The organism is Streptomyces sp. NPDC056948, from assembly GCF_042674225.1.
GTDB lineage: Bacteria > Actinomycetota > Actinomycetes > Streptomycetales > Streptomycetaceae > Streptomyces > Streptomyces purpurascens.
The window spans coordinates 1-20,176 of record NZ_JBHUQX010000080.1 but is presented as its reverse complement, the minus strand read 5'-3'; the positions used below and the strand labels follow the sequence as shown (position 1 = coordinate 20,176).

Annotated in this window: 14 protein-coding genes; 5 read left to right on the top strand and 9 right to left on the bottom strand. The window is 71.5% G+C overall.

Annotated features, from left to right (window positions below; translation table 11 throughout):
- Window positions 1-94 precede the first annotated feature (94 nt).
- On the bottom strand, window positions 95-1,138 hold the full coding sequence (locus ACFTZL_RS13250; protein ID WP_382581110.1) for a rhamnogalacturonan acetylesterase: 1,044 nt from the start codon (window positions 1,136-1,138) through the stop codon (window positions 95-97).
- Between the two features lie 189 nt (window positions 1,139-1,327).
- Between ACFTZL_RS13250 and ACFTZL_RS13245 the strand changes: the two genes are divergently transcribed.
- Window positions 1,328-2,992, top strand: coding sequence for a rhamnogalacturonan lyase B N-terminal domain-containing protein (locus ACFTZL_RS13245; protein ID WP_382581108.1), 1,665 nt, complete (start codon window positions 1,328-1,330; stop codon window positions 2,990-2,992).
- A gap of 15 nt (window positions 2,993-3,007) precedes the next feature.
- Here the strand turns inward: ACFTZL_RS13245 and ACFTZL_RS13240 are convergent, their stop codons facing one another.
- Both ACFTZL_RS13240 and ACFTZL_RS13235 read right to left on the bottom strand, forming a co-directional pair.
- Window positions 3,008-4,420, bottom strand: a complete 1,413-nt coding sequence (locus tag ACFTZL_RS13240; protein ID WP_382581106.1) for a family 43 glycosylhydrolase — start codon at window positions 4,418-4,420, stop codon at window positions 3,008-3,010.
- A 1-nt stretch (window position 4,421) separates the two neighbouring features.
- A complete protein-coding gene (locus ACFTZL_RS13235; protein WP_382581104.1) occupies window positions 4,422-5,519 on the bottom strand; it encodes a family 43 glycosylhydrolase in 1,098 nt (365 codons plus the stop codon).
- 213 nt (window positions 5,520-5,732) lie between these two features.
- Here ACFTZL_RS13235 and ACFTZL_RS13230 point away from each other — a divergent pair, with 213 nt between their 5' ends.
- Window positions 5,733-7,838 carry an autotransporter gene (locus tag ACFTZL_RS13230; protein WP_382581102.1) on the top strand — a complete coding sequence of 702 codons (2,106 nt, stop codon included), beginning with the start codon at window positions 5,733-5,735 and terminating at the stop codon, window positions 7,836-7,838.
- Window positions 7,839-7,841: 3 nt separating this feature from the next.
- Here the strand turns inward: ACFTZL_RS13230 and ACFTZL_RS13225 are convergent, their stop codons facing one another.
- From ACFTZL_RS13225 to ACFTZL_RS13215, 3 genes are read right to left on the bottom strand one after another with little or no spacing between them, the layout of a single operon-like run.
- Window positions 7,842-8,669, bottom strand: a complete 828-nt coding sequence (locus ACFTZL_RS13225) for an MOSC domain-containing protein (RefSeq protein WP_382581100.1) — start codon at window positions 8,667-8,669, stop codon at window positions 7,842-7,844.
- A gap of 21 nt (window positions 8,670-8,690) precedes the next feature.
- On the bottom strand, window positions 8,691-9,806 hold the full coding sequence (locus tag ACFTZL_RS13220; protein WP_382581098.1) for an aminoglycoside phosphotransferase: 1,116 nt from the start codon (window positions 9,804-9,806) through the stop codon (window positions 8,691-8,693).
- Between the two features lie 9 nt (window positions 9,807-9,815).
- Entirely contained in the window at window positions 9,816-11,207 is a 1,392-nt protein-coding gene (locus tag ACFTZL_RS13215; protein ID WP_382581096.1) for an amino acid permease, read from the bottom strand.
- Window positions 11,208-11,336: 129 nt separating this feature from the next.
- On the opposite strand from ACFTZL_RS13215, the gene mmuM reads away from it, so the two are divergent.
- Together mmuM and ACFTZL_RS13205 are read left to right on the top strand one after the other, a co-directional pair.
- Entirely contained in the window at window positions 11,337-12,248 is a 912-nt protein-coding gene (mmuM, locus tag ACFTZL_RS13210) for a homocysteine S-methyltransferase (RefSeq protein WP_382581094.1), read from the top strand.
- A gap of 145 nt (window positions 12,249-12,393) precedes the next feature.
- On the top strand, window positions 12,394-13,452 hold the full coding sequence (locus tag ACFTZL_RS13205) for a LacI family DNA-binding transcriptional regulator (protein WP_382581092.1): 1,059 nt from the start codon (window positions 12,394-12,396) through the stop codon (window positions 13,450-13,452).
- Between the two features lie 178 nt (window positions 13,453-13,630).
- Here the strand turns inward: ACFTZL_RS13205 and ACFTZL_RS13200 are convergent, their stop codons facing one another.
- The gene (locus ACFTZL_RS13200) at window positions 13,631-14,326 is read right to left on the bottom strand and encodes a TetR/AcrR family transcriptional regulator (RefSeq protein ID WP_382581090.1); all 696 of its coding nucleotides are present in this window, start codon (window positions 14,324-14,326) and stop codon (window positions 13,631-13,633) included.
- 101 nt (window positions 14,327-14,427) lie between these two features.
- Complete coding sequence (locus ACFTZL_RS13195) at window positions 14,428-18,294, bottom strand: type I polyketide synthase (protein ID WP_382581088.1); 3,867 nt, start codon at window positions 18,292-18,294, stop codon at window positions 14,428-14,430.
- 257 nt (window positions 18,295-18,551) lie between these two features.
- Here ACFTZL_RS13195 and ACFTZL_RS13190 point away from each other — a divergent pair, with 257 nt between their 5' ends.
- Window positions 18,552-19,370 (top strand): BTAD domain-containing putative transcriptional regulator, encoded by an 819-nt coding sequence (locus ACFTZL_RS13190; protein WP_382581086.1) that lies wholly within the window; start codon window positions 18,552-18,554, stop codon window positions 19,368-19,370.
- Here the strand turns inward: ACFTZL_RS13190 and ACFTZL_RS13185 are convergent.
- Window positions 19,347-20,120, bottom strand: a complete 774-nt coding sequence (locus ACFTZL_RS13185; RefSeq protein ID WP_382581084.1) for a thioesterase II family protein — start codon at window positions 20,118-20,120, stop codon at window positions 19,347-19,349. The genes ACFTZL_RS13190 and ACFTZL_RS13185 overlap by 24 nt on opposite strands.
- Window positions 20,121-20,176 lie beyond the last annotated feature (56 nt).

Genomic DNA, 20,176 nt, shown 5'->3' with positions numbered 1-20,176 from the left:
TCTCTTTCGTGCGCGGTTCGTGCTCAGACGCTGGATCGGCCGGAACAGGTCGGACCTGGAGCGCCCCGGTTCCGGTCGGGGCGCCCCAGGGGCTCTATCCCACCCGCACCTTGCCCTTCGGCACCAGATGCAGGGTGACGAGTTCGTCGCGGACCAGGCCCGCGTAGGCCGTGGCACCGCGCACGGAGGTGTGCGTGTTGTCCCGCGCCTCGTTGTAGAGGTACAGCGCCTTCGAGCCCTCCACGCCCAGGGACTCCACGAGCGCCTTCGTCTTCGCGGTGAGGTCGATCAGCGGGACGTCCCGCGCGGCGGCGACGGAGCGGGTGACCGCCGGGTGGTCGACGCCGAGGCCGTTGACCAGGAGCGCGGTTCCGTTGTTCAGCGTGCCGTCCGGGTTGAACCAGCGTCGCACGATGGGAGTGACAAGGACCGGCTGTCCGCCCCGCGCCCGGACGCCTTCCACCAGGGTCTCCAGGTTGGCCCGGTAGGTGGCCTCGTCCGTGGTCTTGTCGTTGTGGGCGAGCTGGACCAGGACCAGATCGCCGGGGCGGATCAGGGGCCGTACGGTGGCCCACAGCTTCGGGTTCCCCAGATACGAGACCGTACTCTCGCCGGAATCGGCGTAGTTGGCGACGGACACACCCTCGCGGAGGTACTGGGGCAGTTGCTGGCCCCAGCCGGAGTAGGGGTCGCCTGGCTGATCGCAGACGGTGGAGTCGCCGACGAGGAAGATCTGGCGGGTGTGCCGGGCGGGGGTGACCCTGATGTCGGCGAGGGCCGGGGCGGAACCGCCGATCCGCAGGTCGAGGCCGGGGGTTCCCTCGGGGCCTGTGGGCTCGCCCTCAGGCGTACGGACGTTCACGGTGAAGCTGCGGGTGAGGTGCTTGCCCGCCGGGGCGGCCGTCTCGGGGAGCAGGGCACGGCGGGTCTCGCCGCTGACGCTGGTGGCGGACGCGGATTCTCCCCCGAGCACGACCCGCACGTCGTACGTGCCGGGAGGGACGTCGAAGTGGCAGGCGTCGGCGGTGCACTGCTCGAGGCCCGGGGACGGGCGGCCCGGGTGGGCCTGCGCCGGTACGGACGGCAACGCGCTCCCCAGGGCCACCGCCGCCACGACGGCGATGCTGAAACGTCTCACTCGCGGCTCCTCCCAGCGGACGACAAGACCTGGAGGTGGACCGTACCGCTCTGGACAAGCGCTTTCTAGACCCCGAGCAGCATTCACGGGATGGACAACTTCACATGACCGAAAGCCCTTTCGCGAAATCGATTCAACTGTCACCCTCACTCCCACCCGCACTCCCCCCACCTCCAGAGGAGGCCCCCCATGTCCGGATCCGCGAACAGACCGGTCGGCCGCCGCACCTTCGTCCTCGCGGCCACCGCCGCCGCGGGCACGGCCCTCACCGGCACGGCACACGCGGCCGCCTTCGGCTACAGCGACGACGGCTCGAACTACGTCGTCGACACCGGCGCCCAACTGGTCTTCAAGATCAGCAAGTCGACCGGCGACCTGACCTCGCTGGTCTACCGGGGCACGGAGTACCAGGGCTACGGCGGCATGAACTCGCACATCGAGTCCGGGCTCGGCGCCTCCACCGTCGGCATCAAGCAGTCCGGTTCGACGATCCTGGTCTCCGTCACGCACGGCACACTGAAGCACTACTACGCGGCCCGCAGCGGCGAGAACAACGTCTACCTGTGGACCAACAAGGCCGACACGTCCGTCTCCGCGACCCGGTACATCGTGCGCGTGAAGAAGGGCGCGTTCCTCAACGACGAGCCCGACTCCTACACCTACGCGCCGACCACCATCGAGGCCTCGGACGTGTTCAAGAAGTCCGACGGGCAGACCCGCTCGAAGCACTACTCCAAGCGGCGCGTCATGGACTACGACTACCTCGGCTGGTCCGCCGGCGGGGTCGGCCTGTGGATCGTGCGCAGCAACCATGAGAAGGCCTCCGGCGGCCCCTTCTACCGCTCCCTGCTGCGCCACCAGAGCGCCGACGGCGGCGGCCTCTACGAGATCCTCTACTACGGCCAGAACCAGACCGAGGCCCAGCGCTTCGGCCTCCAGGGCCCGTACGTCATCGCCTTCACGGACGGCGGGGCTCCCTCCTCGGCGCTGTTCCCTGGCACGCTGACCACGCCGTGGGCCGACTCGCTCGGCATCTCCGGGTACGTGCCGGCGAGCGGCCGGGGCAAGGTGGCGGGCGTCGGGATCTCCGGCCGGAACACGGCGTACCCGTACACCGTCGGGCTGGCCGGCGCGGCGGCGCAGTACTGGGGTTCGGCGCGTTCCTCGGACGGTTACTTCTCCGTCGCGGGCGTGCTGCCGGGGACGTACACGCTGACCGTCTTCAAGGGCGAGCTGGCGGTGTACACCACGTCGGTGAGCGTGTCGGCGGGCGGGACGACCACCCTGAACACGATCGCCCTGCCGTCCTCCAACGACCCCGCCAACGCGAGCGCGATCTGGCGGATCGGCGACTGGAACGGCACGCCGGGCGGGTTCAAGAACGCGGACCTGATGACGTACGCGCATCCGTCGGACGTACGGGCCGCGTCCTGGACCGGGAACGTGGTGATCGGCAGCGGCGGTGAGACGGCGGCCTTCCCCTGCTACCTCTGGAAGGACGTCAACAGCGGGCTGCTCGTGTACTTCAGGCTGACCGCCGCGCAGGCCGCCGCCGCGCACACCCTGCGCATCGGCGTGACGACGGCGTACGCGAACGGCCGGCCCCAGGTCACCGTCAACGACGGCTGGACCTCGGCCGTCCCCTCGCCGCCCACCCAGCCGAACACCCGGTCGCTGACCAACGGTTCGTACCGCGGCAACAACCACACGTTCACGTACAGCGTCCCGGCGTCCGCCTGGAAGACGGACACGAGTCAGTACAACGTGCTCAGGATCGACGTGGTGAGCGGGTCGGGGGCGACCGGCTTCCTCAGCGCGGGGACGGCGATCGACGCGATCGATCTGCTGGCCTAGCGGCCGTCGGGGTCGTCATGTTCCGCGCGTCCACTGCTGGTTGGTTCCTCCGTTGCACGTGTAGGTGATGAGGGCGGCGGAGTCGGCGGTGGACGCGCCGTTCACGTCCAGGCACTCACCGGTGGCCCGCGACTTGACGTTCACGTAGGAGCCGGTGGTGGTCAGGGACCACTGCTGGCTCGTCGCGGAGGCGTCGCAGTTCTCCTGCGTGACCGTGCTCGCGTTCTCCCGTACGCACAGGGAGCTGTTGCGGACCGCCAGTTGGTAGAAGCCGCCGCCGACGGACTTGAACCAGTACTTCTGGTTGGTGCCGCCGTTGCAGTCGTACTGCTTGAGCTGGGCACCGGCCCAGAGCGACTGGCTCGTCACGTCCGCGCACTTGGAGGAGTGGCGGGCGATGAGGGTGTTGTAGGTGGCGCTGGTGCCGGAGACGGTTCCGGCGGCCGTGTCGACGGTGACCTCCGGCGACCAGGACATGGACATCGTGGTCGAGTTGGAGAAGGTCAGGGGCAGCCACACGTACCGCGAGTCGTTGACGGTCCCGCCGAAGGAGTTGCCCCAGCGGTCGCCGAGGTAGAGGTACGACGTCCCCGAACCGCCCTGTACGGGCACGACGAACGCGGTCTGCGAGCCGTAGGCCGTCGAGTCGCCGACGTTCTTCATGGCCGACCAGGGTCCGGCGATGCTCGTGGCCGTGGCGTACTGCTGCTGGTTGGGGTTCCAGCCCGTGGCGCCCGAGGTCAGCATGAAGTACACGCCGTTCCGCTTGAACAGGGCGGGGGCCTCGCGGTGGCCGCCCGGCCAGGGGTTGGCGACCAGGCTCGCGATGCCGGTGTAGTCGGCGGTGAGGCGGTAGATCTGGAGGTCGTAGTTCTCGCGGGCGGCGGAGATCATGTACCCGGCGCCGTCGGTGTCGACGAAGACCGTGATGTCACGGGACATGTGCTGGCCGAGCGGCCGGAAGCTGCCCTTCCAGGTGTAGTTCCCGTCGACGGTGTCGGAGACGGCGACGGCCGCACGGGCCTCGCTGTAGTCGGTGCCGTTCTCCTTGTGCATCCACATCACGAACTTGCCGGTGGACGCGTTGTACATGACCTTGGGCCGCTCGATGTTGGCGGTCGCCAGTTCGGGGTCGCTGGCCTCGGTCAGGACGTGGTTGCGGAACTCCCAGTTCTTCAGGTCGGTCGAGCGGTAGGCGTCGACGTACCGGAAGGTGTTGTCGGCGTTGCGGTGCTCGCCGAACCAGTAGTAGTAGGAGCCGACCTTGAGGACTCCGCCGCCGTGCGCGTGGACGGGGTTGCCGGAGGTGTCCGTGAACTGGGTGCCGTTGGTGATCGTCCGGGGCGCGGCCTGGGCGGGGCCGGCGGTGGCGAGGGCGCCGAACAGTCCGAGGCACAGGGCGAGGAGGGCGGCGTACGCACGTCTCATCTCACTCACCTGCCGTGGCCGTGTCGGCGACGGGGATGCCGAAGTCCGGGGTGCCGTCGCGCTTCCAGCCGAGCTTCTGGACGCGGGTGTGGCGGTTGGGGTCGTTCAGCGGGTCGCCGTTGATCTCCTTGTACTGGCGGGCGTGGTAGACGAGGACGTCGGTGCGGCCGTCCTCGGCGACCGTGAAGCAGTTGTGGCCGGGGCCGTACTGCTTGGTGGTGTCGTTGCTGGTGAAGACCGGGGTCGGCGACTTGGTCCAGCTCATGGGGTCCAGGAGGTGGCTGTCGGCGTCGGCGGTCAGCAGGCCCATGCAGTAGTTGAAGTCGGTGGCGCTGGCCGAGTACGTCATGAAGAGGCGGCCGTTGCGCTTGAGGACGTACGGGCCCTCGTTGACCTTGTAGCCGATGCGCTCCCAGTCGTACTCCGGGGTGGAGAGCCGCACCTGCGGGCCCTTCAGGGTCCAGGGGTTCGCCATCTCGGAGAGGAAGATGCCGGTGTTGTTGTCCATGCCGGGCTCGTGCTGCGCCCAGGCGAGGTAGCGGGAGCCCCGGTGGGTGAAGGTGGTGGCGTCCAGGGAGAAGGTCTCCCAGGCCGTCTTGACCTGGCCCTTCTCCACCCAGGTGCCCTTGAAGGGGTTGGGGTGGGAGTTCTCCAGCACCCAGATGCGGATCGCCCAGACGTCCTCGGCGGGCGCGGAGGCGAAGTAGATGTACCACTTGCCGCCGATGCGGTGCAGTTCGGGCGCCCAGATGTGCGCGCCCATGTTGCCGGTGGGGTGGGCGCGCCAGATGACGGACTCGGCGGCGGTGCCGAGGCCCTTCAAGGTGCGGGAGCGGCGCAGGATGATGCGGTCGTACTCGGGGGCGGTGGCGGTGAAGTAGTAGTGGCCGTCCTTGTGCCGGTGGATGTGCGGGTCGGCCCGGTTGCGGACGAGCGGGTTCACGAAGGGGGCCGGCCCGGGGTGCCTGGCCGGGGTGGCCGCCTGGGCCACACCGGGGACGGCGGGAACGACGGCCAGGGCGCCGGCGGCTGCGGCACCCTTCAGCAGCAGTCTGCGGCTGGGGGGTTCGGGCAGAGCGTGGTCGCGGTCGCGGCTCATGCGGGGGGCTGCCTCTCACTGGGGGACACACGGCGTTGTCTGATGCGCCGTCCGACGTACCGATCGTCCGACATTTCGAACGCCATCTGTCATTACGAACGCCGAAAAGGTAAGGGTGCGCCACGAGGAGGTCAACGGGTCTGACGGGACGAAGGCGGGGCGACAGCCGCCGATTTTCTGTTATCGGCCGCTCTCCCCCACGTCTCCGTTCACGTGCGCAGCCTCACCCACACCACAGCAGCGGCCGCCGGCGTCCTCGCGGCGGTCGCGTCCCTCATCGCCGCTCCCCCGGCTGCGGCCGCCGGTCACCGGGACGTCACGGCCGCCGTGCTCGCCGGCCGGGACGTGACGCTCACCGGCGACACGGCCGTGACCGTGCCGCCCGGGACGACGACGTACGACGGCGTGTTCCGGGGTGAGGGCACGCTCACGGTGCGCGGCAGCGGGACGCTGATCCTCACCAGGGACAGCGACTTCACGCTGCCCCGCTCCCGGCAGCGGCAGACGGTGCGGACGCTCGGCGGCAACCACCCGTACGTGACCGTGGCCCGCCCCGATCCGCCCGCGATCACCGTCGAGCGCGGGGCGACCCTCCAGTACGGCAACGGCGGCACGACCGGGATCGTCGGCCATTTCCCGTACGGCACCCCGGCGTTCCGGCTCAACCAGGACAACATCCGGGTCGACGGCACCCTGCGGCTCGCCCTGAAGAACGCCTACAACCTGGGCACCGTCAGCGGCTCCGGGCTGATCACCCAGCCGCGCTTCCTCTGGGGCACCTGGGACCTGTCGGGGACCCACTCCTTCTCCGGGGTGATCGACAACGGCACACAGGTGAACGCCGGCCGACCCGAGTACGCGACCTCGCTGCCGCGCGTACGCAAGGTACTCAATCAGGGCACCTTCACCGTGGACACCCCGCTGGGGCAGACCGTCACCATGGGCATGGACTTCTACCAGCGCGAGTACGGCAGCGACATCAACGTCCAGTCGCGGCCGGGCAGCAAGGTCGTCCTGGCCGGGCAGTACGGCTGGTCGGACCAGGGCGGCGACACCGACCCCTCACTCAGCGACCCCGCCCTGAACTGGACGCCCGCCCGCAAGAACGTCAACAAGCGCGGCACCAACATCAAGGGCGCGAACGTCCAGTGGGGCGACGGCACCACGAACGAGATCTTCATGCCGGGCACCGCGGAAACCGTGTACATCAACCTCCTCGCGGCCCGGGAGCGTTCGAAGCTCACCTTCGACTACAACGGCCCGGTGACGCTCGGCGCCCCCATCGGCGGCGGCCGCTTCCACGACACGCTCTCCGCCCCCGGCGCCGGCGACATCGTCATCGCCGGAACCCCCGGCAACGACGTCACCTTCGCGGCCGTCCAGTACTACGACGGCTCCACGACGGTCGAGAAGGGCGCGGTCCTGCGCCTGGGCAGCGGCAAACGGGGCGGCGACGGCGGCCTGTACACGCGAGGCGCCCTCTCCGAGGTCGTCAACAACGGCTCGCTCGTCCTGCGCAACACGGCCAAGCCCCTCACCCTGTCCCGCGTCGGCGGCAGCGGCTCGCTCACGCAGTCGGGCGCGGCCACGACGACGCTGACGGGCGGCGCGGTGACGTACACCGGGACGACCACGGTCTCCCGGGGCACGCTGGCCCTGCGCCGGGGCGCCACGCTCGCACGCAGCAAGGCGATCCGGCTCACCTCAACCGGAGCCCGGCTGGACACCGGCCGGGCGGGCCTGCACGTAGCGACCACCCTCACCGGCAAGGGCACGGTCGCGGGCGCTGTCACCAACGAAGGCACCGTCACGACCGGCCTCACCGTCAACGGCCCCTACACGCAAGGCGCGAAAGGCTCCCTGCTCCTGCGGGACAAGCCGCTGAAGGTGACGGGCGCGGTACGGCTGTCCGGAGACCTCGACGTGTCGGCCGCCGGCAGCCGGCCCGCTCGTGTGATCCCCGTGCTCGACAACCGGGGCCGCTCCAGGCCCTCGGGAACCTTCACCGGCCTGAAGGAGGGCGCCCGCATGGGACTGGCCGACACCGCCTACCGCATCAGCTACCGCGCCGGTGACGGCAACGACGTCGCCCTGACAGCGGTCAGCGCCGCCCCGAGCCCGTCCCTCACCGCGTCCGACTCGCCCGCAAGCGACACGGTGACGCCCCGCAGCGCCGGCGCGTCGGAGAACGTCGGCTTCGGCTGGTGGCCCTACGCGCTCGGCCTGGCCCTCGCCGTCAGCCTCGCCGTACCGATGGCGACGCGACGCGGCCGGGGCCGGCGGGGCGGCGGGCGTCATGCGGGCCGCCCGCGGCAGTGAGGCTCACACCTCGGACTCGCCCCACGACGTGACGGCCGCTTCGTCGCCGACGGACACCTTGCCGGGCCGGAGTACCGCGTACTTGGTGCCGAAGGCGATGCCGCCCTGGGACGCGCGCCGGTAGGCGGCGAGAGTGCGCAGGGGTTCCGGGCCCGCCCTGGTTCCGGAGTGCTGGTCGACCAGGGTGACCGCGCAGCGGATGGCGAGCTTCGCGTAGCCCAGTTCGGTGTCGCCGATGCGGATGTGGTGGGCGCGGTCCTCGGTGTGGGGGTCTTCCCAGCCGTCGAGCACGAGGTTGGGGCGGAAGCGGTCCATGGGCAGCGGGCGGGTGCCGCGCTCGGCCAGTTTCCGGTTGAGCAGGTCGAGAGTGGAGCGGGAGATGACGTGCAGGGCACAACTGTCGGCATAGCCGGAGGTGCCCGGTGTCATGCCGTCGGTCACCCGGTCGTGCTCCGGCGGTACGCGCACGAGCCGGCTCCGGGCGCCGAGCACGTCCGAGAGCCAGGCCGCTGCCGCGTCGCCCTGGTCGATGCCCTGGTAGGGGGTGCCGAACAGGTCGACCTTCTGCCGGGTGCCGGAGGTGTCCACGCTCAGGTGCAGGGGCTCCAACCCTGGTGCTTTGAGCGTGAGTTGCCCGCCGTCGGCGGTGACGGTGGGCCGGATGAGGGCAAGCCTGGGGTCCCGCCGCTGCGTCCGGTACACGCCCTCCTCGCTGACGACCATGAAGCTGCGGTCGTGTGCCAGTCCTGCGGGGGTCAGCAGCGCTTCCTGGACCGATGTCCCGGCGCACCCCTTGAGTGGGTAGTACGTCAACTCGACCACGCGGGCCATGCTTTTCCCTTCTGTCTGCCGTCAGCGTCCGCTGGGCGCCTCGGGAAAGCCGAGTTGTGGAGCCAGCAGCCGGGCCTCGGCCGCCCAGTCGGCGAGGAAGGCGAGGGTCAGGCCGCGTTCGCGGTAGCGGAGCCCGGCGGGGACGACACCCGCATCGCCGTAGTCCCTCTGCTCGTCGTCCGCCCGGGCCAGCATCAGCGCGGTGAGCCAGTCGTACTTCACCGCCGAGGCGCACACGCCGAGCCGTACGAGTCGCTCGTCGCCGTGCCAGCCGCTCTCGCGCAGGCCGTGCACATAGGCGTCGTAGGCCGCCTTGGCCAGGCCGGGGAGGTCGGCGGCCGGGACGAACAGGTCGAAGACGGAGTCGGGGAGGTAGTTGCCGAGGTCCTCGCCGAGCGCTCCGTCGCCTGCGAACGCCCAGTCGAGGAGAACGCTGTCGCGGCCGTCCGAGCGGACGTTGGCGGGCCATTGGTCGAGGTGGGAGAAGGTGCGGGGCAGTGACTCCATGACCGTGAGGAACCACTCGCGGTCGTGGTGGAGGCGGACCATGTCCGCGCGCAGGCCCGCCGGGAAGTGCTCCCGGACCAGGGGGTGCCGCCAGGCCTCGTCGTCGTCGAGCAGGTCCTGGCCCGTCGTCCTGCCGGCCGTGTAGTCGCGCAGGAAGCGCCGGGACAGCCAGGGCTGGTCCTCCCCCGCTCCCACCGCGCCCTGCGCGGCGCCGAGCCGGTGGGCGTGCTCGATGTGCCGGGCGAGCGGCCAGGTCGTCGCGGATGCGCCGGGCACGTCCTCCAGCCACAGCGCCACATCGCCGTCGGGGCGTTCGACGCAGGCCAGCGGCCGGGGCGCGCGGATGCCGTGCCGCTGCCAGATCTGGGCGAGCCCGGACCCGTAGACATACGCCTCGCGGCGCCAGAAGTTCCAGTGGCGCGGGTCGTTCGACGCCGCCCAGGTGACGCTGGTCTCCTTCGTCCGCGTCAGCACCTTCAGAACGGCCGAGCGGTCGCCGCCGGTGACCCGCCACACTCCGGCCGTGACGCCGTTGCGCGGGTTGTGCGCGAGCGGCTCGAACACCGCCCTCCCGGCCGGGACTCCCAGGACCTCACGAACTTCGGCATCAGCGACAGCGACCTCGGGCATCCCCCGATGCTATGCCGAGGCTTCCGCCGTGTCCTTGCGTCCCCGCAGCCACACGTAGACCGGGATCCCGGCGAACAGGAACAGCACGCCCTGGTAGACGGCCGCGTATCCGGCCCCGGCGATCAGCCAGAAGGAGAAGCCGAAGGAGAGGGCCGCGACGATCAGGTCGCGGGTGAGGCCCGCGGGGCGGACCCGGTCGCGGGAGCCGCGGGCCAGCCAGTAGAGCTGGGCCGCCGCCGACAGCAGATACGGCACGCAGCCGGTGAACGTGGTGATCAGGACGAGGACGCGGAAGGTGGTGTCCGGGCCGGCCGTGTAGTTGAGGGCGATGAGCAGCGAGCCGAGGACCGCGCAGGCCCACACGCCGAAGCCGGGGACGCCGCCCTTGCCCAGCCGCGCGAACGGCGCCGGGAAGAGACCGTCGCGGGCGGCGGCGTACGGCATCTGCGCGGCCATGAGGATCCAGCCGTTGAGGCAGCCGGTGATCGAGGCGACAGCGACCAGGGCGATGGCGGTGCCGCCCCAGGAGCTGCCGGTGATGGCGTTGACGGCATCGGCGAACGGGGCGCCGGAGTCGGCGAGCCTGTCGTGCGGGACCAGTCCGAAGACGGCGACCGTGCCGAGGATGTAGACCAGGGCCGAGGCCAGTGTGCCGAGGACGCTCGCCCGGCCGACCGTGCGCTCCGGGTCGCGGACCTCGCCCGCGCTGACGGCGGCCGACTCGACCCCGAGGAAGCTGTAGAGCAGCAGCGCCGCGGAGGCGGCCAGCGCCCCCGAGACGCTCTGGCCGGAGGCGTTGAACGGGCCGAAGTTGTCCGCGTCGACGAAGAACAGGCCGATCGTGGCGAGCAGGAGCAGCGGTACGAACTTCAGGATCGTCGAGACGACCTGCACCGTGCCGACCCACCGCGTGCCCGCGAAGTTCGCCGCGGCGGGCAGCCACAGGGCGGCCATGGCGACGGCGGCCTGGAGGACGTGGTTGCCGTGCAGGGGTATGAGGACATCGACGTAGCCGACGACCGCGACGGCCAGGGCGGCGATGCTGACCCAGCACATCGTCCAGTACGACCAGGCGGACAGGAACCCGGCGAACTCGCCGAACGCGTCGCGCGGGTAGACGTAGAGGCCGCCGGTGACCGGGCTGCGCCGGGCCAGCTTGCCGAAGAGCAGCGCGAGCGCCACGGCTCCCACCGAGAGCACGACGAACGCGAGCAGGCTGATCGTGCCGTAGGGGGCGACGGTGGCGGGCAGAGCGAAGATGCCGCCGCCGATGATGTTGCCCATGACGAGGGCCGTGGCGGCGGCGAGGCCGAAGGTGCGGCGGGGAGCGGGTGCGGCCGCGGTGGCCGGTTCGGCCGACTCGGCGGGTTCGGCGGCCTCGGTGGGGCTGGGGACGGTCATGAGGGTTCCTGTACAAGCGGAGGGAGAAGGTCCTGATCGTAACCGCCATCCCACATGGTGGTCGATCTGTTCATGTACTGGACACAATCGGCTGGGGTGCACCGCCGGATGTCGATTACCGTCGTTCGCATGACGAGCACCATCACCCTCGCCGAAGCCCTCGCCGCCGGAACGGTCGTTCTCGACGGCGGCATGTCCAACCAGCTCGAATCGGCCGGGCACGATCTGAGCGACGAACTGTGGTCGGCGCGGCTGCTCGCCGAACAGCCTCAGGCGATCACCGAGGCACACCTGGCCTACTTCCGGGCGGGCGCGGACGTGGCGATCACCTCCAGCTACCAGGCCACGTTCGAGGGCTTCGAGAAGCGCGGGATCGGCCACGACCGGGCGGCCGAACTCATGGCGCTCAGCGTGGAGTCGGCACGGGAGGCGGCTCGCCGGGCGCGCGTCTCCCGTCCCCTGTGGGTGGCGGCCTCGGCAGGCCCCTACGGTGCGATGCTCGCGGACGGCTCGGAGTACCGGGGCCGCTACGGGCTCACGGTCGACGAACTGGAGCGTTTCCACCGCCCGCGGCTGGAAGTGCTGGCGGCGGCCCGCCCCGACGTCCTCGCCCTGGAGACGGTCCCCGACGCCGACGAGGCCACGGCGCTGCTGCGGGCGGTGCGCGGGCTCGGGGTGCCGGCCTGGCTGACGTACTCCGTCGCCGGCGGCCGCACGCGTGCCGGGCAGCCGCTGGAGGAGGCCTTCGCCCTGGCCGCCGACGTGGACGAGGTCATCGCGGTCGGCGTGAACTGCTGCGCGCCCGAGGACGTGGACGCCGCCGCCTCTACCGCGGCGCGGGTCACCGGCAAGCCGGTCGTCGTCTACCCCAACAGCGGCGAGACCTGGGACGCCGAGGCCCGCGCCTGGACCGGACGCTCGAGGTTCACGGCCGACCAGGTGACGGGCTGGCAGCAGGCGGGGGCCCGCCTGATCGGCGGTTGCTGCCGGGTGGGTCCGGAGGCGATCTCGGGGATCGCGGGGACGCTGGGCGCGGCCTAGGGGACCCGCGTAGTCCCGCCTGCCCGCGACGCCCGGCACCAGTCCGCGCACACCCCTCCTCCCCGTCCTGCTCCGCTGCTAGCCTCCGCCATGGGAACCGGTTGCCATGGTGTTGCCGCAGGTGCCCGGGAGAGACGAGGCAGGCATGACGAGGAAGAGCGGGGACGCGAGCCGCAGCACCATCCGGGACGTGGCGCTGCGCGCGGGCGTCTCGGCGTCGACGGTGTCCCGGGTGCTCGGCGGTGTGTACCCGGTGAGCGCGGCGACGCGCGGGAGCGTCATGCGGGCGGTCCGTGAGCTGGACTATGTGGCCGACGCGAGGGCGAAGGCGATCGCGGGTGTCGGCACGCCCACCCTCGCGTTCGTGCTGGAGGACATCACCGGCCCGTCGTTCGCGCACATGGCCCACGGCGTGGAACGCGAGGCGACCCGCCTCGGCCATCTCTGCCTGGTGTGCAGCACGGAGGGCGATGTCCGGCAGGAGCTGGAGTTCGTCGAGATGATGCGCGCCCAGCGGGCCGCCGCGGTGATCCTGGTCGGCGGCAGCGCCGACACCTCCGAGTACCGCGAACGCACCCATCGCATGGCGGACTCCCTCGCCTCGGCCGGTTCCCGCCTGGTCCTGTGCGGCCGGCCACCGCTGGACCCCGGTGCCCCGGTGACGGTCATCGAGTACGACAACGAGGGCGGCGCCTACACCCTGGTCGCCCATGTGCTCGCCCAGGGGCACCGCCGGGTGCTGTTCCTCGGCGGCCGGGCGGACCACACCACGGCCCTGGGCCGCGAACGCGGCTACCTCGCCGCCCACCGCGCCCGTGGCCTCACCCCCGACGAGTCCCTCGTCCTGCACGGCGACTTCACGCGCGACGCGGGCCACCGCCTCATGCGGCAGGCGCTCAAGGACGACCTCGGCTTCACGGCCGTCGTGGCCGCCACCGACATGGTCGCGGCGGGCGCCCTCACCGCACTGCACGAGGCGGGCCTGTCCGTCCCGGGCGATGTCTCCCTCGCCGGCTACGACGACATCCCCTTCGCCCGCGATCTGCACCCCGCCCTGACGACGGTCCACGTCCCCTACGAGGAACTGGGCCGTCTCGCCGTCCGCACGGCCCTCGAACACGCCCCGGGCGCCGCGGACGAGCACCTGCTGCTGGGCACGCACGTGGTGGTACGGGACTCGGTGGGCCCGCCCCCGGCCCGGTAACTCCCCGGGGGCATACCGCTGTTGCCGGCGCTCGGCGGAGTCCGGCACCCCGGTCGGGGCGGAGAATCTCAAGACTCTCCGCGCCGACCGCGGACGGCGCTGGTGGCGGCGCGGCCGCCGAGGGACGCGCGCGCCACGTTCGCGGAGGCCCGCCGGCCTGAGTTCACTCGCGGGGACGCTACGCCTGCGACGTCGGTGCGAGCGGGGTGACGGCGGGCGCGGAGGCGGGAGCCGGCGACGCCGGAACGCCGCGCCCGTGCTGGGAGTACGACAGGACGCCCGTGAGGACGATCCTGAGGACCTCGCGCAGTTCGATGTGGAGCGGCACACGCCCGCCCGGGTCCTGTGACCAGCGGTAGAGCAGACCCAGGTAGGAATCACGGAGGATGTTGCCGACCCTCATCGGATCGATGTCGAAGCTGACCTCCCCGCGCTGGCGGCCGGCTTCGATGATGTTGGCGAAGACCTGGCCCGCGTAGGGCTCCTCGAGGAGGGGCTGCCCGGCCTTCACCCAGGCCTGGAGCATGGCGGCGGTGATCTCGCGCTCGGACTCGTTGAACTCCGCCAGCGCCGCCATGCACCGCTCCAGATGCACCGTCACATCGTCGTTGCGGGACTTCATCGACTCTTCCATGGCCAGCTCCAGGCGCCGCTTCCGGGCCTCGGCCCAGGCGGTGACCAGGTCTTCCTTGCGCTGGAAGTAGTTGAAGAAGGTGCCCCGGGCCACGTCGGCGTGCTCGGCGATCTGGTCGATCGTGGTGCCGTCGTAGCCCTGCTCCGCGAAGAGGGTCAGGGCGGATGTGTAGATGCGGTCCCGCACCCGCTGCTTGCTCCGCTCTCTGCGCCCGAGGGGGCGGGCAGGTTCAGAGGCCATGTGCTTCCTCGCCTTCTCACGTCGTTGTGCGGGCTCCCCCTGGCCCCCAAAAATTATACCACGGTACATCTATGAGTCATGGTCTTCGTTTGCCCATGACGTCAGGGCGCGGACGCCACGGAAGCGGCGATCACACCTATGGGTTCGCGGCCCAGCAGCCGGGTGGCGGGTATGTCGACACCCGCCGTGCGGTGCAGTCGCACCCTGAGCTCGGTCGCCAGCAGTGAGTCCAGCCCCAGGGTCCGCAGCGGCCTGCGGGGATCGAGCCTGGTCGCCGAGAGGCCGAGCACGGTCGCGGCCTGCTTCAGGACGTCGTCGGGCACGAGGGCGGGTCCGGGGCCTTCGATCGCGGGGGGCGAGGGAGGGACGGTCGTGGTCGCGGGGGCCGGCGCCGGGGCTTTCGCCGCCCGGATCCCGTCGGGCGTCCCGTGGGCGGAACCGACCGCTCGCTCGCGCAGGCGTATGTCACGGAACTCCGCGATCAGGTGCCCGTCCTCGTCCGTCAGCCACACATCGCAGCGGGCGTCGTCCGTACCGTCGGACGGCGTGAAGCGGGCCACGCACCAGTGGTCCCGTCCGACCGCCGCCTCGTCCCGGACCAGGACCCGGCCGAAGGACACCGGCACGTAGCCGTCCGGTCTCCCCGCTGCGCCCGTGGAGTGCGGCCACGCGGCGAGCATCGTCAGAAGCCCGGCCTCGAGTCCGGTCGCCCCCGCCCCGGCGCGGCGCATACGAGCCACCGATTCGCCTTCGGCGCACCACAGTTGGGCCACGGTGCGCAGCGATGCGTCGATCGTGTAGCCGCGGCCCTGGGCACGGCGGTAGAACTCCCCCGCGGGCACGTACGAGGTGCACCGGGTCAGGCCGGCGTCCAACAGCTCCCCGCCCTGCGGCTCGGCCGCCACGCTTCCGCTTGCCGCACGGAACCTGCCCGTCATGCACAGCTCCCCGTCCCGAGTGCCGTCCGGGGTGCGCACCGCGGTGACGGTGAACACGAAGGTCCCCTCCTGCGCGGCGGGCGCCAGGCACACACGCACCGAGGCCTCGCGCGCCCGCTCCAGTTCCCAGGGGCGGCTCCCGAACTCGACGTCCTCCAGCACGCCTTCACCGCAGGACGCGATGCCGCCCGCCGCCCGCAGGACGGCCTTGAAGTAGAGCACCGGCGGTACGACGGCCGCGCCGCCTCGCGTGCGGACGCTCTCCCCGAGGTCGTCCAGGCCCAGCTCGCGCAGCTCGATCTCCCGTACGTGCTCGGCCGGCGCGGCGGGCGCCGCCGCGGGAGCCGGATCCTTCCTGAACTGTTCCTGGTCCCAGGCGTACGTCGGCAGCGGCACGCGGGGTGCGGTCCCCTGGAACAAGCGGCTGAAGTCGACGCGTCCGCCGTGGGAGAAGAGCCGGCCGAGCGCCCGGGTGATGTTCTCGCCGTCGTCCTGGTGGCGCTTGAGGGTGGCCACGGCGGCCGGTGCGGCGCCCTGCTCCGCGAGGACCGCCGCGACGGACTGGACGAGCAGCGGGTGCGGGCCGACCTCCAGGAACACCGTCTCCTCCTTGGCGGCCGCCCGCACGGCCTCGACGAAGCGCACCCGCTCGCGAAGGTTGTCCACCCAGTAGGCGGCGTCCAGCTCGGGGCCGTCGACCGGCTCGCAGCGGGTGGTGGAGAACATCGCGGTGCGGGCGGGCAGCGGGGTGAGGTGGGCGAGGGCGTCGGCCAGGTCGTCCCTCAGCTCCGCCATGTACGGGGAGTGGGAGGCCACGTTGACCTTGACGGGCCGGCTCTGCACCCCTTCGGTCTCGAGGCGTTCGGCGATGCGCCGCAGAGCGTGTGCGTCCCCGGCGAGGACCGTACTCCCGGGGGCGTTCTCCGCCGCGACGCACACCGCGTCGCCGTAGGGCGCCACGGCGTCCGCCGCGGTCAGCGCGTCGAGTTCGACGGCGAGCATCGCGCCGCGCCCCGCCAGCCTCTGCATCAGGGAGCTGCGCCGGCAGATGACCGAGGCGGCGTCCCTGAGCGACAGCGCACCGCAGACCTGGGCGGTGGCCACCTCGCCCATGCTGTGTCCGATCCCGAGGCCGGGGTCGACCCCCTTGGCGCGCAGGAGCGCGGCCAGCGACACCTGCATGGCCCACAGCAGGGGTTGCACCACCGCGACGTCGTCGGGGAGCTCCTGCGGCGGTGAGTCCTCGCCGTCGCCGGTCAGCAGGCCGATGACCGACCATCCCAGCTCCTCCCGGACGGCGGCGTCGCATTCGGTCAGGGTGTGCCGGAACACCGCTTCGGAGGCCAGCAGGTGGCGCCCCATCCCGAGCCATTGCGAGCCCTGCCCGGGAAAGACGAAGGCGATCCGGCGGTCGCCCGCGAAGCCGGCGTCCGCCGTCCCTCCGTCCGGGGTCTCCTCGCCCGCGGCCAGGGCGCGCAGAGCGGCGGCGAGTTCGTCATGGGTGGGGGCGACGGCCCAGAGGCGGTGGGGGTGGGCGTCACGGCGCGTCGCGGCGGCGTGGCAGATGTCCCGCAGCGCGAAGGCACGTCCCTCGGCGCCCTCCAGGAAGGCGGCGTAGCGCGCGGCGAGTTGGCCGAGGGCGGCTGGAGTGCGGGCGCTGAGCAGCAGCAACTGCGGCTCCTCGCCCGCCGGGGCGACCGGTTCCGGAGTCGGCTCGTGCGCCGGCTCGGGCACGTACTCGCCGACGATCACATGAGCGTTGGTGCCGGAGAGGCCGAAGGAACTGACGCCCATGACCGCGGCCCGGCCGCCGGGGACGAGCGGGGTGTTGCGCGCGACGCACTCGAGAGAGGCGCTGTCCCCGGCCAGGGCGGGGTGCGGCGTGCGCAGGTGCAGGGACGCGGGGATGACGCGGCGCCGGGCGATGAGCACGGTCTTGATCAGGCCCGCGATCCCGGCGGCGGCTTCGGCGTGCCCGATGTTGGTCTTGACGGAACCGATGAGCAGCGGGCGGGACCGGTCTCCCTCGGCTTCCTCGTTCCTGTCGCCCAATACCTCTGCCAGGGCGCGCAGTTCGACGTCGTCCCCGACCGGGGTGCCGGTGCCGTGCGCTTCCACGTAGTCGAGCTGGTCCGGGGTGATGCCGGCGCTGCGACAGGCGGAGCGGATCATCTCGGTCTGTCCGGACACGGCGGGCTGGAGCAGCATTCCGCTGCCCTGGCCGTCGTTGGTGACGGCGCTGCCCCGCAGTACGGCGAGGATCTGGTCACCGTCGCGCAGCGCGTCGGGCAGGCGCTTGAGCAGGACCGCCCCCACTCCCTCGCTGCGCACGAAGCCGTCACCGGAGGCGTCGGCGAACTTGCAGCGTCCGTCGGGCGCGAGCATGCCGCCCTGGGAGTAGGTGACGGCGTCGGACGCCGAGAGCACGGCGTTGACTCCGGCGGCGACGGCCATGTCGCTCTCTCCGGTCAGCAGGCTCTGCCGGGCCAGATGCACGGCCACCAGGGACGAGGAGCACGCGGTGTCGACCACCAGGCTGGGCCCGCGCACATCGAGGGCGAAGGAGAGGCGCCCCGCGGTCATCGTCCGCAGCCGGCTGCCCGCCATGCCGTGCACGTCCTGGAATCCTTCGGACTCCGCCAGGTCTCCGTACTCGGCGGTCGCCTGTCCCACGTACACGCCGGTGCGGCTGCCCGCCAGCGAGGACGGGAGGATGTGCGCGTCCTCCAGCGCTTCCCAGACGACCTGGAGGAGGACCCGCTGCTGGGGATCCATGGCCAGCGCCTCGCGCGGGGCGATGCCGAAGAAGGCGGCGTCGAAGCCGTACAGATCGTCGATGAACCCACCGTGCCGCGAGACGGTCGTGCCCGGTTCACCGGGTTGTGCGGAGTGGTACCGCCGTACGTCGAACCGGTCCTCCGGCACGGGCGTGACGGCGTCGGTGTTGGCTTCGAGCAGTTGCCGGAACTCACGCACCCCACGCGCTCCGGGAAATCTGCATCCCATCCCGACGATGGCGATTTCAGGCATGACGCCTTGCTGCACCAGGTCCCCCCTAAGTGATGTGGTGTCAGGATCCAAAAGTACACCAGAGACCAAATTTGGCTTCCAGTCGACTCCGTGAACAGCAGAAGACGATCGCGCGACAGACGACTTTTTGCCCGCTTCGTAAGGTTGGTGACCAGCCGTTACCTCCCGTAAGGCGTCGCAACCGCGAACGACACGGGTAGAAACATGGGCTACAGTCCATTGATAAACCGCTACACAGAAGCTCAGGAGGAGGACGGATGATCGCCAGAGTGCTGGGTCCCCTGCGCGTGACCATGAACGGCGTGTCGGTGGTTCCCACGGCGCTGAAGGCCAGGAAGCTCCTCGCCGTGCTCATCCTGAACCGGGGCCGCGTGGTGCAGCGGGCCGCCATCGAGCGCGAACTGTGGGGCCTCGACGTGCCCATGAGCGCCTCGACGGGCATCCAGAACTGCGTCATGCAGATCCGCAAGAGCATCGGCCGCGCCGTCGACGGCGGACCCTCGGACCGGCTCCCCAAGGAGACGCTGATCACCGAGGCCACCGGTTACCGGCTCGAAGTACCCGGCGAACAGTTCGACATCGTCGGCTACCACCGGCTCGTGTCGGCGGCGGGCGAGGCGGAGGCCAGGGGTGACCTGTCGCAGGCGTCGGCCCAGCTCGGCAACGCGCTGAAGCTGTGGCGGGACGCGCCCCTGGCCGATGTGCCGGCCGGGCCCGTGCTGCACCCGCACGTGCTACGGCTGGAGGAGGACCGCAAGGCGGTGCTGAGCCAGCGCGTCGGCCTGGACCTGCGGTTGCGCCGCTACGCCGAGGTCATCGGTGAACTGCACGCCCTGGTGGCCCTCAATCCCTACGACGAGGTGCTGCACGAGTACCTGATGCTGGCGCTGTACCTCTCCGGGCGCCGCAACGACGCGCTGGCGGCCTATCAGGGCCTGCGAGCCGCGCTGACCGACGGGATCGGCCTGGAGCCCTCGCACCGGCTGCGTCGCCTCCAGCAGCAGATCCTGAACTGTGACGACGCGCTGGAGCACACCTTCCTGGACGACCGCTCACCCCACCTTGTCGGGGCGTAGCGGTCCCGCTCGGTGAGCGGCCGTCAGGGCCGCGACGAGCTCTTCGAGCAGGACGCCCTGACCGTTCGGGGTGAAGGGGAAGAAGTGCCCGCCCTGGGCGAGCCGGGCACGGAACGGGCCCGAGGTGAAGCGGGCCCACAGCGGCAGCACGCCCGGCGGGACGAGCGGGTCGTCCGTGCCGGCCAGCGCGGTCACCGGCACGGTGAGCCGGAGAGGCTCCACGGCGCGCAGCGCGTCCCGCGCGAGTGCGAGGTCATGGGCCAGGACCTGCCGCGCGGGGCTGAGCGACGTATCGCGCAGGGCGTCGGCCGGTAGGCGATGGGTCGCGAGGATCTCGGCCAACTCGGCGGCGGAGCCCGGATGTTCCGGGCGCGGCCGGCTTCGGGCCCCCGGTTGGGAACAGCTCACGACCAGGCCGTCGCAGCGTCCGCCGCCCGCGTCGGCGACGGCGAGCGCCAGCAGCCCTCCCAGACTGTGCCCGTAGAAGACGGTGGGGGCGGGGGCGAGGTCGCGCAGTCCGCGGCTGATGCCCGACACGGCGGCGGTCAGCGTCGTACGTGGTGCGAGGCCCGCGCGCCGCTCCCGCCCGGGCAGCGTGACGCCCACCACCTCCACCGTGTCCGGCAGGCCGGCCAGGACGCTCGAGTAGCGCTGTGCGCCCGCGCCGGCGTGGGGGAAGACGACGATGCGGCTGCCGCGCTGTGCCGAGGGGCGCAGCACGTGCGTCCAGTCGTCGGAGTGGGGAAGCATGCTCATTCCTTGGTGGGTCGGCGCGGCGGTCACGCACGACGCGCGCTCTCCGGGCC